The 16,104-nt window shown below is 43.4% G+C and carries 15 protein-coding genes; 3 read left to right on the top strand and 12 right to left on the bottom strand.

The features are described from left to right. The 12 genes from B4K11_RS10150 to cysD all read right to left on the bottom strand — a co-directional run. Positions 1-317: hypothetical protein (locus tag B4K11_RS10150; RefSeq protein WP_292959363.1), on the bottom strand; the 317-nt coding region annotated here is incomplete at its 3' end. A 297-nt stretch (positions 318-614) separates the two neighbouring features. After that, complete coding sequence (gene nth / locus B4K11_RS10155) at positions 615-1,250, bottom strand: endonuclease III (RefSeq protein WP_292956259.1); 636 nt, start codon at positions 1,248-1,250, stop codon at positions 615-617. 24 nt (positions 1,251-1,274) lie between these two features. Further along, on the bottom strand, positions 1,275-2,240 hold the full coding sequence (locus B4K11_RS10160) for a GGDEF domain-containing protein (protein ID WP_292956262.1): 966 nt from the start codon (positions 2,238-2,240) through the stop codon (positions 1,275-1,277). Beyond that, positions 2,240-3,217 carry a response regulator gene (locus B4K11_RS10165; RefSeq protein WP_292956265.1) on the bottom strand — a complete coding sequence of 326 codons (978 nt, stop codon included), beginning with the start codon at positions 3,215-3,217 and terminating at the stop codon, positions 2,240-2,242. The genes B4K11_RS10160 and B4K11_RS10165 overlap by 1 nt, the downstream gene beginning before the upstream one ends. A 112-nt stretch (positions 3,218-3,329) precedes the next feature. Beyond that, a complete protein-coding gene (locus B4K11_RS10170) occupies positions 3,330-4,031 on the bottom strand; it encodes an electron transport complex subunit E (protein ID WP_292956268.1) in 702 nt (233 codons plus the stop codon). After that, entirely contained in the window at positions 4,031-4,702 is a 672-nt protein-coding gene (rsxG, locus tag B4K11_RS10175; protein ID WP_348703127.1) for an electron transport complex subunit RsxG, read from the bottom strand. The genes B4K11_RS10170 and rsxG overlap by 1 nt, the downstream gene beginning before the upstream one ends. Then, positions 4,699-5,757 (bottom strand): electron transport complex subunit RsxD, encoded by a 1,059-nt coding sequence (rsxD, locus tag B4K11_RS10180; protein ID WP_292956271.1) that lies wholly within the window; start codon positions 5,755-5,757, stop codon positions 4,699-4,701. Before rsxD ends, rsxG begins: the two co-directional genes overlap by 4 nt. A gap of 14 nt (positions 5,758-5,771) precedes the next feature. Next, positions 5,772-8,735 (bottom strand): electron transport complex subunit RsxC, encoded by a 2,964-nt coding sequence (gene rsxC / locus B4K11_RS10185; RefSeq protein WP_292956274.1) that lies wholly within the window; start codon positions 8,733-8,735, stop codon positions 5,772-5,774. After that, positions 8,735-9,331, bottom strand: a complete 597-nt coding sequence (gene rsxB / locus B4K11_RS10190; protein ID WP_292956277.1) for an electron transport complex subunit RsxB — start codon at positions 9,329-9,331, stop codon at positions 8,735-8,737. Before rsxB ends, rsxC begins: the two co-directional genes overlap by 1 nt. A 9-nt stretch (positions 9,332-9,340) precedes the next feature. Next, positions 9,341-9,922: an electron transport complex subunit RsxA gene (gene rsxA, locus B4K11_RS10195; RefSeq protein WP_292956280.1), complete on the bottom strand. Its 582-nt coding sequence runs from the start codon at positions 9,920-9,922 to the stop codon at positions 9,341-9,343. A 177-nt stretch (positions 9,923-10,099) separates the two neighbouring features. After that, positions 10,100-11,797: a sulfate adenylyltransferase subunit CysN gene (gene cysN / locus B4K11_RS10200; protein ID WP_292956283.1), complete on the bottom strand. Its 1,698-nt coding sequence runs from the start codon at positions 11,795-11,797 to the stop codon at positions 10,100-10,102. A 111-nt stretch (positions 11,798-11,908) separates the two neighbouring features. Next, positions 11,909-12,826: a sulfate adenylyltransferase subunit CysD gene (gene cysD / locus B4K11_RS10205; protein ID WP_292956286.1), complete on the bottom strand. Its 918-nt coding sequence runs from the start codon at positions 12,824-12,826 to the stop codon at positions 11,909-11,911. A gap of 254 nt (positions 12,827-13,080) precedes the next feature. Between cysD and B4K11_RS10210 the strand changes: the two genes are divergently transcribed. The 3 genes from B4K11_RS10210 to B4K11_RS10220 are packed head-to-tail and all read left to right on the top strand — an operon-like array spanning position 13,081 to position 16,087. Then, positions 13,081-13,899, top strand: a complete 819-nt coding sequence (locus B4K11_RS10210) for a sulfite exporter TauE/SafE family protein (RefSeq protein WP_292956289.1) — start codon at positions 13,081-13,083, stop codon at positions 13,897-13,899. 57 nt (positions 13,900-13,956) lie between these two features. Continuing rightward, entirely contained in the window at positions 13,957-15,615 is a 1,659-nt protein-coding gene (locus B4K11_RS10215; RefSeq protein WP_292956292.1) for a nitrite/sulfite reductase, read from the top strand. Continuing rightward, the gene (locus tag B4K11_RS10220) at positions 15,599-16,087 is read left to right on the top strand and encodes a DUF934 domain-containing protein (RefSeq protein ID WP_292956295.1); all 489 of its coding nucleotides are present in this window, start codon (positions 15,599-15,601) and stop codon (positions 16,085-16,087) included. The genes B4K11_RS10215 and B4K11_RS10220 overlap by 17 nt, the downstream gene beginning before the upstream one ends. The last annotated feature ends 17 nt before the right edge of the window (positions 16,088-16,104 follow it).

The raw sequence follows: 16,104 nt of genomic DNA on the forward strand, positions 1-16,104 counted from the left end.
GTTGGCGTTGGCGTTGTCGTTGGTGTTGGCGTTGGCGTCGGTGTTGGTTCTTCCTGATCGCTAGGCTGTTCTTGTCCGTTCAGCGCTAAATCATCAGGGAAAACATATTCATCCCCACCACCTGAAGCGAAAGCTAATGCGACACCTCCTGTTGGCTCCCCAGCTGCGGTTCCAAATGGTAATGCCCATGGTCCCCATTCAGCAACAGAATCAGGTTCTTCAGGGTCATTTTGTTTAGGATAAGCAGCCGCTTGTACCTGAACACTCAAAATAGCGCTACTGATCGCAACAGCTATTATTTTCTTTTGAGACCACATAGCGAGCCTCCTTAGTTGTTCTTCATGTCTCCCTTTCAAGTAAAATCAAACACTTACAAAGCAACCGTCTTTAAAGCGCCGAAATAAAATTACTTTATTATTCAAGTAATTAAAGACAAAAAGAATATTTAAATATTGTGAAAAACTTATTTTTTCACACTTATTCAAACAGTATAGTAAGAAAAAAACGCAAAAAGGCTACAGCTGTACGAAAAATAATCACCAAAGAGACAGTTCTAAGGAATCTTAGTCATAGTGCTGAATATCATTAGCAAAGGAAAAGAGGTACACCAGTGTTTAAAACTCTATTTTATCTTTGTACTCACACAGATCCTCAATCAGACATGAGCCGCATTTAGGCTTACGGGCAACGCAGGTATAACGACCATGCAAAATTAACCAATGATGGGCATCAAGCAGAAACTCCTTAGGAATAAAACGCATCAACTTTTGCTCGACTTCGTTCACGTTTTTACCTGGGGCAATTTTAGTACGGTTAGATACCCTAAAGATATGCGTATCAACAGCCATTGCAGGCTGCCCAAAGGCGGTATTTAAAACGACATTCGCGGTTTTACGGCCGACACCGGGTAATGCCTCTAGGGCCTCACGTGTGTCGGGCACAACTGAATCATGTAGCTCAACCAGCATTTTGCAGGTTTTAATCACATTTTCAGCTTTAGCATTAAACAAGCCAATCGTTTTTATATACTCCTTCAAACCATCTACACCCAGTGCATAGATTGCCGCCGGCGTGTTAGCAACAGGGTACAATTTTCGGGTCGCTTTATTAACGCCCACATCTGTAGATTGAGCCGAAAGGATAACGGCGATCAACAATTCAAAAGGAGAAGTGTATTCCAACTCAGTAGTCGGATGGGGATTATCATCTCTCCAGCGAGAGAAAATTTCGTGACGTTTATGTTTATTCATTCTCAATCTTTATAAACTCAGCGACTACTCTGCACCAAATAACGTGGTCCAGTTTCGACCACTCTGTTTTGATTTATATAGAGCTTGGTCTGCTTGTTCTAACCATTCCGTCGCACTATCTATTTGATAATTTATCTCCGAAACACCTAAACTAATTGTAAACTTAATTTGATGTTCACCGTAAGACACGACAAGCGCTTCAATATTTGCCCTAAGGCGATCAGCAAAAATCATGGCACTCTCTCCCTTTGTGCCTGTTAAGATCACACCAAACTCTTCACCGCCATATCGACCCGCTATATCAGTTTTTCGTGCTTGCTGCTGCAGTGCTTTGGAAACCTCACGAATGACCTCGTCACCCGCTTGGTGCCCGTATGTATCATTAACTTTCTTGAAGTGATCGATATCAAATAGAACTAATGTGCTGATAAGTTCGCTACGATTAAAGCGCTCAAATTCATGATTGAGACACTCTTCCCAATATCCACGATTATATAAGCCGGTTAAACGATCTTCACGGCTCAGCGTTTGGAGCTTCTTATTTGCTTTCTCTAATGCGATCTGGCCCGTCGCAGTGTCAGTCACGTCATAAATCAATATACCCACATGATCGACTTCTCCGGTGGGAGAAGTCAGAGGAATCAACGTGATATTTTGATACATAAACTGAGCGATACCCGTAATTGGGCGATTACTTTTAAAATGAAACAAGTAAGGCCTTTGCTCCCAAGAAACATAGGCCGCGTTACGTAACAAAAACACTGATTCAAGCTTGCGGTGTAACCAGCTTGCTGGAAGTTCAGGAAACTGCTTAAGCAGTTGTTTATCAGTAAGGTCCCGAGCTGGCACTCCTGAATGATTTTCCATAAAACCATTCCAAAGTTTTATACAACCTGCACGATCAACGACAACAAGACCCACTTCCAAATTTTGAATTAGGCCTAACGTCCAGTGAAGGTCACCTATCTCATTACTACTATGCGCATTCATTAAAAGTAGCTCGCAATTTTTTCTAGTTTTAGCAAGGAATCCTGAGTGAAAACCAACATTAATTCACATTGGATGTCATGCTCATTCAATTGATAATCGATCGTGATCATCAGGGTTTCCTCCCAATCTTGAGACTGTTTAATGAAACCACTGAAATCTCGCAAGATATGTGGAGTAGCCTTACTAAAAATAATATCCAACTGTTGGGAGAAGCTATTAATAAAAGCCCCAATCAGAGTATTAGCTAATGACATTAAAAGCTCGGATTTACGATGTTCGCTAACGTCTGAAAGGTCCATCAGCTTAGAAGCCTTGTCCAAACTGCTCTTTTCTAGCAGGAGAAACGCCTCACCCGCTATACCCGCACCAATAAACCCTTGGCTAATCAACTCAAATTGATTTGCTTTGGCATCCAAAAGCCTCTCCTCAAGACTTGCAGGACATACCATATTAACAACTGGGATAGGCAAATGAACAAATGTATTCAATAACCGGGCGAGCATTTCACCAGCTTGACCCATCGCAATATTAGATATTTCTTGGTAATACTCAGGAAGAGCAACAGTAGAATTAACTTCTTCAGATGCGCGGCTCGGGTGTTCCAGCTCAGTTAATAAACCGAACCGATGGAGCACCTCAGCAATAGCCTCAGGGGAAGTTGGCTTACGAATAAACTCTAAAGCTCCCAGTTCTAGAACACGTGCGCGAGCTTTCTCTTGCACATCACCTGAAACCACAATAACCATTGTAGGTAAGTCATCGCTTCTGATGCGTTCAAGCGCTTGATAACCATCCATAATAGGCATGGTTAAATCTAAGAATAAGATATCCCCTTTGCCCGCTCTAACCGCCTCTAAACCTTCTAAGCCGTGCTCGGCGAACGTAACCTCAACATTCCACCCACGCAATGCAGAGGCCATCTGCTTACGCGCTAAACGGGAATCATCACAAATGACTACAGGGACAGGGTGGCTCACATAAATTCCTTACACTAAATAAGAAGAGAAAGTCGGGAGCCAAAAGATTAAATGAAGCACAAGCAGAAAACAATTCCACAAAAGGAAATTATCCCCTTGTGGAAAAAGAATCCTAGCCTGTGACTCTTACGCGTTCAGGTCGAACACCGTCAGAAGGGTTTAGTGCAGCTTTGCGTGCATCGTTACGCGCATCTATCACATTTTTAAGCGCAATAATTAGCCCCATGCCTACGAATGCACCAGGCGGCAATATAGCAAATAGGAAACCCGGGTAATCATCCACCAAGGTGATCTTCCAGCCTTCAGCCATAGGACCAAACAATAGATGCATATCACTAAATAAAACGCCTAAACCTAACGCTTCACGCATAGCCCCAAGAACGACCAGAACGGCTGTAAAACCTAGCCCCATCATTAAGCCGTCTATCAGTGACTCTTTAACTGGGTTTTTGCATGCAAACGCATCTGCTCGTCCCATGATTGCACAGTTGGTTACTATCAACGGGATGAAAATACCTAAGATCAAATAAAGCTCATAAGTAAATGCCTTCATTAGTAGCTCAATAGCTGTCACGAAAGAGGCAATGATCATTACAAAGATAGGCAAACGAACCGATTCGGGTACAAATTTACGAAAAGCCGACACCGTTAGGTTAGAACCGAGCAGTACTAAAGTGCTCGCAATACCCAACCCAATTGCATTGACTACAGTTCCAGTTACAGCGAGTAACGGACATAAGCCTAATAGCTGCACTAATGCAGGGTTATTGCCCCACAAACCATCCATAGAGATTTTTTTTAAATCACCCGACATTACTGGGTTACCTCCGTTGAAGGTTGCTTAGTTTCAGGTTTTAGTTGTAACAGCTCAGCACGATTGGCTGCAAAATAATCTAATGCACGACCGACAGCATTTACTACGGCTCTTGGAGTAATCGTTGCGCCAGTAAACTGATCAAACTGACCACCGTCTTTCTTTACTGCCCAGCTTTTATCCGCCCATGAAGGGCCTTTTCCTGTATTCTTAGACTGACCGTTGAAACTCATTATCCAATTAGACTTTTTAGTCTCAATCTTATCCCCCAGCCCCGGTGTTTCTTTATGGGCAAGGACTCTAACACCCGCAACTGAGGCGTTAGCATTTATCCCGACGATAAGATTGATATTACCACTATAACCATCAGGTGCAGTGACCGGTAAGATAACAGCCTTAACTAAACCATCTTTCTTTGCTCGATAGGCCATCACAGGTTGGTGGTGCCCAAGCTCTGCGATTTGTATCTCAAAGGTATCTTCTAATAATTGATTATCAATGCTTTCACGCGGAACAATCTCATATAGCGCTTTGGCCTTAAACTCACGTTCATTAGCGGTAATTTTGTCGATTGTAGTGACCTGAGTAACAGCAATGACGCCGGCACAAACAACCGCAAATAAACTAATCGCTAGGGTGCTGGATTTAATGGCACTAAATAACTGCATCATGCACCTCCCTTCATGCCGCGTTTCGCTTTGGCATGACCATAACTGCGAGGCTGCGTGTACTGATCTATAAATGGTGCACAAAGATTCATGAGAAGCACTGCGAAAGCAATTGCATCTGGGTATCCTCCCCAACCACGAATAACATAAATAAGAATGCCAATACCAATACCAAAAATAATTTTTCCACGATTACTGGTCGCAGAGGTCACTGGGTCCGTTGCAATAAAGAAAGCACCAAGCATGGTGGCACCCGCTGTCAAATGAAAAAACGGATCAGCAAACGCATAAGGGTCAAGCATATAGAAAATACTGGAGATTACGGCCAATGATCCAAGAACAGCAGCAGGAGTATGTAAAGTAAAAACCTTACGGTAAATAAGAAACACCCCACCCATCAAATAGGCAGCACTCACAGCGTGCCAAGCACCAATCCCTTCAGCTAAAACAGGAACGGTTCTCCATACTTCTTCTGTTGTTAGGCCCCCTCTATGACGCATAGCGTCTAAAGGTGTCGCACCGGTGTACATATCAATTAAAGCCGGGTCAACAGAACCAAAAATAGCACCCAACGTCTGAGTAAACTCTAATACCTGCCAACTATCACCATGGGTAAGTACGAAAGGCTCTGCCCAACTTGTCATCTGAACAGGGAAGGAAACAAGTAATAATGCATAAGCAACCATTGCTGGATTAAAAGGGTTTTGCCCTAACCCCCCATATAGGTGTTTAGCAATGACAATCGCAACAAACACACCAACCAAGGTGATCCACCATGGAGCGAAAGGAGGCAGCGCTAAACCCAATAACAACGCGGTCACAATCGCACTATAATCTTTAAGGTAGAAGCCTAAAGGTCGCTTACGAATTTTTACGATGCACGCTTCAAACCCAACCGCTAACAAGCACGCCCACATCACATTAATGATTGTTCCCCAACCAAAAAAGAAGGTCATTGCAGCAAGACCCGGCAATGTAGCTAAAGCCACTAACCGCATGACATCTGCAGTGCTACTGGCTTTATGAAGGTGGGGGGAGCTAGTGCGTATTAACGCCATCAGTTACAACTTCCTTAATCGGTAAAGCGACTTAATGTTTGATTTAAATGTTCAGCTTCTTGTTGAGCGACTACAAGTTGTTGCTCTATACCTGACAGATCTTCGACTTTTTCTTCGCGAGCCTTCTTAGCCGCACGTTCAGCTTTAGTAACAGCAGCCCGCGCCATCGCAGCATCAATTTTCAACTGTTTTAAATCAATGCCTTCCGCAGCGGCTTTATCTACCTGCGTTTTCTCATAAGCATCAAAAGCTGCTTTAGCCTCATCATGTAAGCTAGTAAGACGTTCTACTTCTGCATTTAGTTCAGATAAATCTTCAGCATCGCCCTGTTCATTTGCAGTCTCTAGAGCTTGTTGCGCTTTTTTAAGCTTGGTGCGCATAATAGAGACTTGCTGCTTAAGTGCTTTAGGATCGATAACTTCCGGCTCAGGTTCAGGCAGCTGCCCTCCCGCCTGAGCGTACTCTTGATGTAGGTCATCGAGCTTAGATTGTAACTTCTCCACGCCGGCCTTCATCTTTTCTGCTGCGGGGCTACCCGATGATTGTGCCGCGGCTAACGCAGTCTGTGCTTTCTGTACTTTTCCTGACAATGCCTCTATGTCAGCTTTAAGGCCTTCTAGATCAATGCTTAGCGGTACGCTATTTAACGGCGAAATCGCTTTTTCATATTCGTCTTTAGCCGCTTCATACTTTGCTTGTAACTTTTCAACACCCGCTTTCATTTTCTCTGCAGCTGGACTACCTGATTCAACAGCTACATCTAACGCTTTCTGTGCTTTTTCAACTTTAGCTGCCATCCCATCCATATCGGCTTTGAGATCTGCTACCTGCTCAGAAGAGACTGCAACGGCTGCGGTTGGTGCTAAATTTTGTGTACTCTCATACTCAGCTTTTAGGGTATCGTATTTAGCTTGTAGTTTTTCAACGCCCGCTTTCATCTTTTCAACAGCAGGACTATTACCCTCAATCGCTGTATCTAAAGCTTTTTGCGCTTTATTGACTTTACCTAACGCTGCTTCCATATCAGCTTTCAACCCTTCTAACTTTTCATTAGAAACGCTATTAGCCGCAACACCACCTGACTCTGCATTGTCATAAGCCGCTTGAGCGGCAACCGTTTTAGCCTGTTGTTCAGAAAGCTTAACACGCAATGCTTCTATATCACCTTCACCAGATGTTTCTGCTTTATCTAAGGCTTTCTCTGCCTGCTTCAATTTTGTACGTGCAACCGCAGCATTTGTTTTCAGCTGTTTAATATCTAATACAGGCGCCGCTGGAGCAGGCGCATTTTGGGCTTGATCAAATGCCTGCTGAGCCGCTTCAGCTTTCACTTCTAACTCAGCGACCGTAGCTTTAAGTTTATCTTGACCGTCAAGCTCTTTATCCTGTGCATTTTGCAAGGCCTTCTGAGCTTTTTTCAGCTTAGTTCGAGAAACCGCCGCAGCAGTTTTAAGTGCTTTTAGATCTGGCTCTCCAGATTTTGCTTTGTCTGAATCAGGAGATGTCGCAGCCTTATCCTTTTTAACCGCCTGTGCCTTCGCTGCATCAGCCGCTCTCTGTTTTCTGCGTGCTTCTTTATCTGCTTTTTCTTGTTCTAAACGAGCTTGTCTTGCCTCAAAACGAATTCGAGCGTGATCGGCCTTACGCTGCTCCGCTTCTTCATTTCGAATTTCAGATTTAGCAAAACGATAGTACTGAACTAAAGGAATATTACTTGGACAAACATAAGAGCAAGCACCGCACTCTATACAGTCAAATAAATTATGCTGTTTCGCTTTATCGAACTCTTTACCTTTAGCAAACCAATGTAACTGTTGTGGTAATAATTCTGCTGGGCAAACTTGTTCACAAATACCACATCGAATACATGGATTAGCAGGAGGAGCTGGCGGCATCTCCTCATAACTCGCTGCAATAATGCAGTTAGTTGTTTTAATCATTGGAATAGATTGGCTTTCAACCGTAAAGCCCATCATAGGGCCACCTATAACCAAGCGATAAAGCGCATTCTGATTGATTTCAGCAGCTTCCAATAGGACCTCTAAAGGCGTTCCTATTAATGCTCGCATATTATGAGGCTGAGCTAACGCTTCTCCCGCTAAAGTAACAATGCGAGAGATCAGCGGGATGCCATCAAACACCGCATCGTAAATAGCTGCTGTCGTGCCAACGTTCTGACAAACAATACCGACATCTGCAGGAATATGCCCAGTAGGCACTTCAATTCCTGTAAGTAACTTGATCAATTGCTTCTCACCACCCGATGGATAAACGGTAGGCACAACAACAATATCTAAATTAAGTTTTGTTTCTTTCGCCGCTAATTCGAGTGCTCGAATCGCTTGGGGTTTATTATCTTCAATACCTATCATTACATGACTAGGCTGCAGAAGATGGGCTATAACCTCGATCCCTTTGATTACTTTATCTGAGTGTTCACGCAGCAACATATCATCAGCTGTGATATAGGGCTCACACTCCATCGCATTGATAACAAGCGTGTTAACAATATGATCATCACCTAGATGTAACTTCACATCGGTAGGGAAGCCTGCACCGCCCATACCACTTATACCGTGGTGACGGACGAAATCGATCAGTTCCTGCTTTGGAAGTGTATGGTAATCAGCGAGCCCTTGGTGCTCGATCCACCTATCTTCACCATCGGTTTCTATAATGATGCAAGGTGCTTGCATACCTGAAATATGAGGGACCGCACGTTTCTCTATGGCAACCACAGTTCCTGAACTAGGCGCATGCACATTGACACTAATACGACCAGCAGCTTCAGCGATTACCTGCCCTTTGAGGACCTTATCACCAATAGCGACAACAATTTCGGATGGCGCACCTATATGCTGAGATAAAGGAACAACTAGCTCTGCCGGGATTGGAGCCGTTTGTACAGAAAGCCCGGTCGTACGATGTTTATTCTCTGGAGGATGAACACCACCATGAAAAGAAAACTGTGTGCTCATTATGCAGCTCCCTCTTCAGAAATTTCACCACGGCGATCGGTAACGATAAGCTGAACGCCAGGTTTTGGCATATCCCATTTCCAAGTATTCAATGTTGTTTCTACGGGTAGCATATCAATGCAATCTACAGGGCAAGGTTCCACACAAAGATCACAGCCAGTACATTCAGTCTCAATAACCGTATGCATCAACTTCGCTGCACCCAAAATCGCATCAACAGGACAAGCCTGAATGCACTTAGTACACCCTATGCATTCATCTTCGCGAATATAGGCAACCGTTTTGACAGGTTCTTCTTCAACACCGCCTTCAAGTGGCAGTGCTTCAAGATCTAATAGATCAGCTAAAGCTTCTACCGTACTTTGACCACCAGGAGGGCATTTGTTAATTGCATCGCCATCAGCGATTGCTTCAGCGTAAGGTCGGCAGCCTGGATAACCACATTGCCCGCACTGAGTCTGCGGCAACATACCATCGATTTGCTCAACAATAGGATTACCTTCAACCCGAAAACGAACCGAAGCAAATCCAAGCAATAAGCCAAAAGCGATAGCGAGCCCTAAGAGGGCTAAAACAGCAATAATTACGTATTCCATTATGCGCTCCTAGATCTGAACCAGACCTGTGAAGCCCATAAAGGCTAATGACATTAATCCTGCAGTGACCATGCCGATAGCCGCTCCCCTAAAAGGCACAGGAACATCAGCGACAGCAATACGCTCACGCATCGCTGAAAAAAGAATCAAAGCAAGGGAGAAACCAACAGCCGCACCAAAACCATAAACAATAGAGTCGATGAAGCCATTTAGTTTTTTGATATTAAGTAACGCTACACCTAAAACCGCACAGTTCGTTGTTATCAGCGGTAGGAAAATACCTAACACTTTATACAACATTGGACTTGTTTTACGCACGACCATCTCAGTGAACTGTACAACAACAGCAATCACCAAAATAAAGGTTATTGTTTGCAAATAACCAAGATCAAGAGGCTGAAGCAGATAGGTATACGCTAAATAACTACATACAGATGACAGAGTTAACACAAAGGTCGTCGCTAGAGACATCCCCATAGCCGTCTCCAACTTATTGGAAACGCCCATAAAAGGACACAGCCCTAGGAACTGAACCAGTACAAAGTTATTTACCAGCACAGTGCTGATAACAATCAGAAGATAATCTGCCATAAAATCTGTAATTAACTAAATGGTACCCATGATATGTAATCGTGAAATTACAATACTGAAACTTCACCTGAACATAGATTAGCAAATGCTAAAGTCTACCTTGAAAGGCATAGTTTAGGTATAGCGTGAATCTGATATAGAAGAAAAACAAGGGAGGATACACCTCCCTAATATTCATTAGATCAGATTTTTCTGTTTCAACAACTCAATAGCCAGCTCTAATTGGCCGTTTGCCGTATCCGCATCCAACTGATCAACCTGAATATTCAAAGCACCTTGAATACCTTCTTCGGTTTCTAGTATTGAAATTAGACCTGCTTGATTTAGTAAGCCTTCCAATGCAGAAGCCTTATTGTCTACTCCAGAAAGCTGTTCTTCGTTAAAAGCAACAACAGCACGCCCCTGTTCAAATAGAACAGACTCTAAACTGAACAAAATAGTCTGACGCTGTTCAGCACTACCGCCTGAAACTGTAATCGTTGCCGCCTGCTGTCCAAAACGAATAGTACGATCAGCCGCTGTGATTCTAGACTCGTTAACTAAGTTGCTGTTTAGATCTACTAGCTGAGAAGAGCCATCATTAATGCTCATGCCCGCCGCAACAGTTTCGTTGGTTAAGCGATCAACAATGATAAAAGAGCCTGTACCGTGATGCGAACGATAATCGTCTGCTACCACTGGACGTTCCAGTGTAATCTCGCAACGGCCAATTTCATTCAGCTCAAGAGAACTGGCTGGACTTTCTTCTAGCGTATTCACATCAACACGATTTCTTACGTTGCTAATCCCGCCCGCAACACGTGTTGTGTTTAGTTTAACTTCGTATTGACGACCCGCTTGCATGCTCTGTTCAGACATCCACACAACCATAGCATCAAAGCGGTTAGTGCTTTGAGGAACGGCGTCACTATGAACTAACATGTCGCCACGTGAGATGTCGATCTCATCTTCCAATGTCAATGTAACGGCCATTGGAGGAAAAGCTTCCTCAATCTCGCCTTCAAACGTCACTATAGACTTAACTTTGCTTGATTTACCTGATGGTAAAACAGTCACTTCATCACCTGGACGTACAATACCTGACGTCAAAGTACCGCAGTAACCACGAAAATCTAGGTTTGGACGGTTTACGTACTGAACAGGGAAACGTAACTCATCAAAGTTCTGATCGTTTGCGATCTCTACATTTTCCAAAGTATGCATCAACGGCTCGCCTTCAAACCAAGTCATTGACTCAGAAGGGCTAACTACGTTGTCACCTTTTAGAGCAGAAAGAGGCACAAACTGAATGTCTGGCAGATCAAGCTGCTTTGAGAACTCAAGATATTCAGCTTTGATCTCTTCAAAACGCTCTTCACTGTAATCAACCAGATCCATTTTGTTGATAGCAACAACCGTATGCTTCAAACCTAGTAGAGAAACGATAAAGCTATGACGTTTAGTCTGAACCTGCACACCATAACGCGCATCGATCAAGATAATCGCTAGATCACACGTTGATGCACCTGTTGCCATGTTGCGGGTATATTGCTCATGGCCCGGCGTATCAGCAATGATGAATTTACGTTTTGAAGTAGAAAAATAACGGTAAGCAACATCGATTGTGATGCCCTGTTCACGCTCAGCTTGTAAACCATCAACTAGCAAAGCCAAATCGAGCTCTTCGCCTGCATTACCAACGCGTTCATTATCTTTCTGAATAGCGGCTAACTGATCTTCATAGATCATTTTTGAATCATGTAATAAACGACCAATCAACGTGGATTTACCGTCATCTACGCTACCGCAGGTTAGAAAGCGTAGTAATTCCTTGTTCTCGTGCTGATGTAGATATTCTTGAATATCAGATTCAATCAGATCGCTGTGGTGACTCATTCTTTTCTCCTTGGAGAAAGCGCCATGCTTTTGAAGCACAACACCTTATATATCAATTTATTATTAACCTAAGGCGTATATAAAATGTAACGCCAATTACATTGGAAAAGCCTAGAAGTAACCTTCCATCTTTTTCTTTTCCATAGAACCAGAACTATCATGATCGATTGCTCGACCTTGGCGTTCAGATGTAGTGGTTAACAACATCTCCTGAATAATTTCTGGAAGAGTCGCTGCTTCAGACTCAACCGCACCGGTTAATGGGTAACAGCCCAATGTGCGGAAACGTACACTCTTCATCTCAGGCACTTCACCTTCATTTAGAGGTAGGCGCTCATCATCAACCATGATCATCATGCCATCACGCTCAACTACAGGGCGTTTTGCAGAGAAATAAAGAGGAACAATTGGAATCTCTTCAAGATAAATATACTGCCAGATATCAAGCTCGGTCCAGTTCGATAGTGGGAATACACGAATACTCTCACCTTTATCTACACGGGTATTAAATACATTCCATAGCTCTGGACGCTGGCTCTTAGGATCCCAACGATGGTTTTCATCACGGAAAGAGAACACACGTTCTTTAGCACGAGATTTTTCTTCGTCACGGCGCGCGCCACCAAAAGCAGCATCAAATTGATACTTATCTAATGCCTGCTTTAAGCCTTGAGTTTTCATGATATCGGTGTGCTTTGAAGAACCATGGGTAAATGGACCTACGCCCATATCCACACCTTCCTGATTGATGTGCACTAAAAGATCCATCCCTGCTTCTTTAGCCATTTTGTCACGGAATTCAATCATCTCTTTGAATTTCCATGTAGTGTCGACATGCATCAATGGGAAAGGAGGCTTACCCGGCGCAAAAGCTTTACGCGCAAGATGCAGCATAACCGCTGAATCCTTACCTACAGAGTAAAGCATCACAGGGTTATCAAACTCTGCTGCAACTTCGCGGATAATATGAATACTCTCAGCTTCTAATTGCTTGAGATGCGTTAAACGATGTTCAGGTAAAGCACTCATCAAAAAACTCTCTTTCTATTGATAATGGATGGACTCACAACCAATGGATTACGAGGTATAGCTGTCCAATATTGCGGCGCATTATGGCAGCTCAACAAATAAAACACAAAAGAATATATATTAACTTTTTTATAACCAAAGGTTATATGCAATAGTTAACCTAAAGCGATTACGCATAAGACAAAAGACATATTCTTCTTGGTTATAATAAGATTTCCAATTATTATTTTAAGTTATATGAGAATGGCTTTATTATGCGCTCTGTTTATCTTTGGACAGGTTTACCTATGGAACTTGCATATAGTTTTGCAGGATTAGTCGTCGGCTTTATTGTTGGCTTGACAGGGATTGGCGGCGGAGCACTTATGACGCCGATTCTAATTGTTGTCTTTGGTATTCCGCCCATTACCGCTGTAAGTACTGACTTAATCTATGCCGCTGTTACAAAATTTGGCGGCGCTATTACTTACACACGAAAAAAACTGATCGAATGGAAAGTCGTCATACTTCTATTGGCAGGTAGCGTACCTGGTAGTCTATTGACCCTATTCTATTTGGATAGCCTTGGCGGGTTAGAAAAAATGGAGCACCTAATTAATTTAACGTTAGGTATTTCACTTGTTTTAACCTCTATCGCAGTTTTTTTACGAAATAAGATTCGCAATCAAGCGATAAAGTGGCAACATACGCCCGCTGCGCGCCATGCTAAAAAATGGCGCCCACTAGCGACTACCTTAATGGGCCTTGTTTTAGGATGCTTAGTAACACTTTCATCCGTAGGAGCAGGTGCACTTGGTACCGCACTATTAATTGTTTTATACCCACGAATGAGCATGCCAACCATTGTGGGAACAGACCTTGTGCACGCTGTAGCGCTAACAGCAATAGCGGGTGCAGGGCATTACCAGATGGGCAGTGTAGATCTAAGCCTACTGGCATACCTATTAATAGGTTCATTACCTGGAGTATTCGTCGGCAGCCAAATAGGCACCCGCTTATCTCCAAAAGTAATGCAACCTATAATGGGATCAATTTTGTTAGCCATCGGCCTACGATTTGTAATCGCAGGTTAAACCCTAAAAGTGAGGTGTCTGGAAGGTCAATTCGTCCAGACAAGGGAATTTTAAGTTATGTATCAGTATAACGAAGTCGACCAAAAACTGGTTGATGAACGCGTTGAGCAATATAGAGATCAGACACGCCGCTTTTTAGCGGGGGAACTGCCAGAAGATGACTTTCTAGCACTACGTTTGATGAACGGACTTTATGTGCAACGCCACGCACCTATGTTGCGTGTTGCAGGCCCATACGGCATGTATAACTCAACCCAACTACGTAAACTGGCACATATTGCCCGCACTTACGATAAAGGGTATGCACATTTTACAACACGCACTAACCTGCAATTCAACTGGCCTAAGCTGGAAGAAGTGCCAGATATTTTGGCCGAACTTGCAAGTGTACAGATGCATGCAATACAGACATCTGGTAACTGTATTCGTAATACAACTACTGACCAATTTGCTGGCGTTATCGCCGATGAAATTGAAGATCCACGCCCTTACTGTGAAATCATTCGCCAGTGGTCTTCACTTCACCCTGAGTTTGCTTATCTACCACGCAAATTTAAAATTGCGATTGCTGGCGGCCCGACTGATCGCGCAGCAACACAAGTGCATGACATTGGCCTGCATATAGTAAAGAACGATGCTGGCGAAGTCGGCTTTGAAGTTCTTGTTGGTGGAGGCTTAGGTCGTACACCGGTTATTGGACAACAGATTCGTTCATTCCTTGCAAAAGAAGACCTTCTTTCATACCTAGAAGCGATTATTCGCGTCTACAATTTGAATGGACGCCGCGACAATAAGTACAAAGCACGTATCAAAATACTTGTAAAAGCGATGGGCGTTGATGCCTTCCGTGAATTAGTTGATGCCGAATGGGAACAGATTCGCAACTCTGATCTAAAACTTCCGTTAGCAGAGATCGAGCGCGTTAAAAACTTTTTCACTCCTTTTGAGTACGATGAAGCAGCTGCTACGGACACCTCTCTTGAGCAAAAGCTTGCGAAAGATGAATCTTTCCGTACTTGGTATGAGCGCAATACAGTCGAACATAAAGAAGCTGGTTACCGGATTACTTACATCTCTCTTAAGCCATATCTTAAACCAGCAGGCGATGTAACAGACGCACAGCTCGATTTGATTGCCGACCTTGCTGATAAATATAGCTTTGGTGAAGTACGTGCAACGCACAACCAAAACCTTGTTCTTGCAGATGTGAAAAACAGTGACCTTTACCAAGTATGGCAAGTACTTGCTGAATCAGATCTAGCTCGCCCTAATATCGGCACACTAACTGATATGACGGTTTGTCCGGGTGGAGATTTCTGTGCCCTAGCTAATGCTAAGACATTAGGTATTGCTGATCAGATTAACCGCAAGTTTGAAGACATGGATTATGTTCATGATTTAGGCGACCTAAAACTGAATATGTCAGGCTGCATTAATGCTTGTTCACATCACCATGTAGGCCATATCGGTATTTTGGGTGTGGATAAAAAAGGCGAAGATTGGTACCAAATCACCTTAGGTGGTGATGATGGTTCTAATGCAGCTCTAGGTAAAGTGATGGGTAAATCAGTTGCTTCCGATGAAGTTGCTGACACCCTACAGAAAGTTATCGAAGTTTTTGTTGAACAGCGTTTCGAGAACGAGCGCTTTATCGACACATTCCACCGCATTGGAATGGCACCATTTAAGGAGTACGTATATGCCCCTGCTAATTAATCGCAAAGTTGTCGAAGACAACTGGACACTTATCAATGACGACGCTTTTTCAGAGGAAGGCGCTGTCCCGGCAGGTGACATCATCGTACCTTTGGCTCTTTTTACTGAGCATAAAGAGAGCTTAGCAGCGCGCAATAATCAAGTTGCTATACAGGTCAATGGTAATGATGATCTGACTCAGGTTTTAGAGAACCTAGAGCAGTTTCCACTCATTGCTATCGATTTCCCTGCATTTCGTGACGGACGAGGATTCAGCATTGCTCGATTACTTGTACGCGCCGAGTATAAAGGCGAGATCAGAGCGACAGGTGATATAGGCCAAGATCGTCTTGCTTACATGGAACGCTGCGGTTTCACTGCTATTCAGATCTCAGATGATCTGTTTAAGCCAGAGATGCTAAATGCCTTTGAAGAGATGAGTAACTATTACCAAAGCGCCACAGACAGTGTGCGTGCGGTTTACCATCAATAAAAAGTAGTTAGCTGAAA

Origin of the sequence: Neptuniibacter sp. UBA6509, assembly GCA_002435145.1 — a bacterium.
Taxonomy (GTDB): domain Bacteria; phylum Pseudomonadota; class Gammaproteobacteria; order Pseudomonadales; family Balneatricaceae; genus Neptuniibacter.

Excerpts from the sequence above, each read along its gene's own strand:
- B4K11_RS10160 (WP_292956262.1), bottom strand. The coding sequence starts at position 2,240 with ATGAATGCGCATAGTAGTAATGAGATAGGTGACCTTCACTGGACGTTA.
- rsxB (WP_292956277.1), bottom strand. The coding sequence starts at position 9,331 with ATGGAATACGTAATTATTGCTGTTTTAGCCCTCTTAGGGCTCGCTATC.
- B4K11_RS10215 (WP_292956292.1), top strand. The coding sequence starts at position 13,957 with ATGTATCAGTATAACGAAGTCGACCAAAAACTGGTTGATGAACGCGTT.
- B4K11_RS10220 (WP_292956295.1), top strand. The coding sequence starts at position 15,599 with ATGCCCCTGCTAATTAATCGCAAAGTTGTCGAAGACAACTGGACACTT.
- rsxD (WP_292956271.1), bottom strand. The coding sequence starts at position 5,757 with ATGGCGTTAATACGCACTAGCTCCCCCCACCTTCATAAAGCCAGTAGC.
- rsxA (WP_292956280.1), bottom strand. The coding sequence starts at position 9,922 with ATGGCAGATTATCTTCTGATTGTTATCAGCACTGTGCTGGTAAATAAC.
- nth (WP_292956259.1), bottom strand. The coding sequence starts at position 1,250 with ATGAATAAACATAAACGTCACGAAATTTTCTCTCGCTGGAGAGATGAT.
- cysD (WP_292956286.1), bottom strand. The coding sequence starts at position 12,826 with ATGAGTGCTTTACCTGAACATCGTTTAACGCATCTCAAGCAATTAGAA.
- rsxG (WP_348703127.1), bottom strand. The coding sequence starts at position 4,702 with ATGATGCAGTTATTTAGTGCCATTAAATCCAGCACCCTAGCGATTAGT.
- rsxC (WP_292956274.1), bottom strand. The coding sequence starts at position 8,735 with ATGAGCACACAGTTTTCTTTTCATGGTGGTGTTCATCCTCCAGAGAAT.
- B4K11_RS10210 (WP_292956289.1), top strand. The coding sequence starts at position 13,081 with ATGCGCTCTGTTTATCTTTGGACAGGTTTACCTATGGAACTTGCATAT.
- B4K11_RS10170 (WP_292956268.1), bottom strand. The coding sequence starts at position 4,031 with ATGTCGGGTGATTTAAAAAAAATCTCTATGGATGGTTTGTGGGGCAAT.
- cysN (WP_292956283.1), bottom strand. The coding sequence starts at position 11,797 with ATGAGTCACCACAGCGATCTGATTGAATCTGATATTCAAGAATATCTA.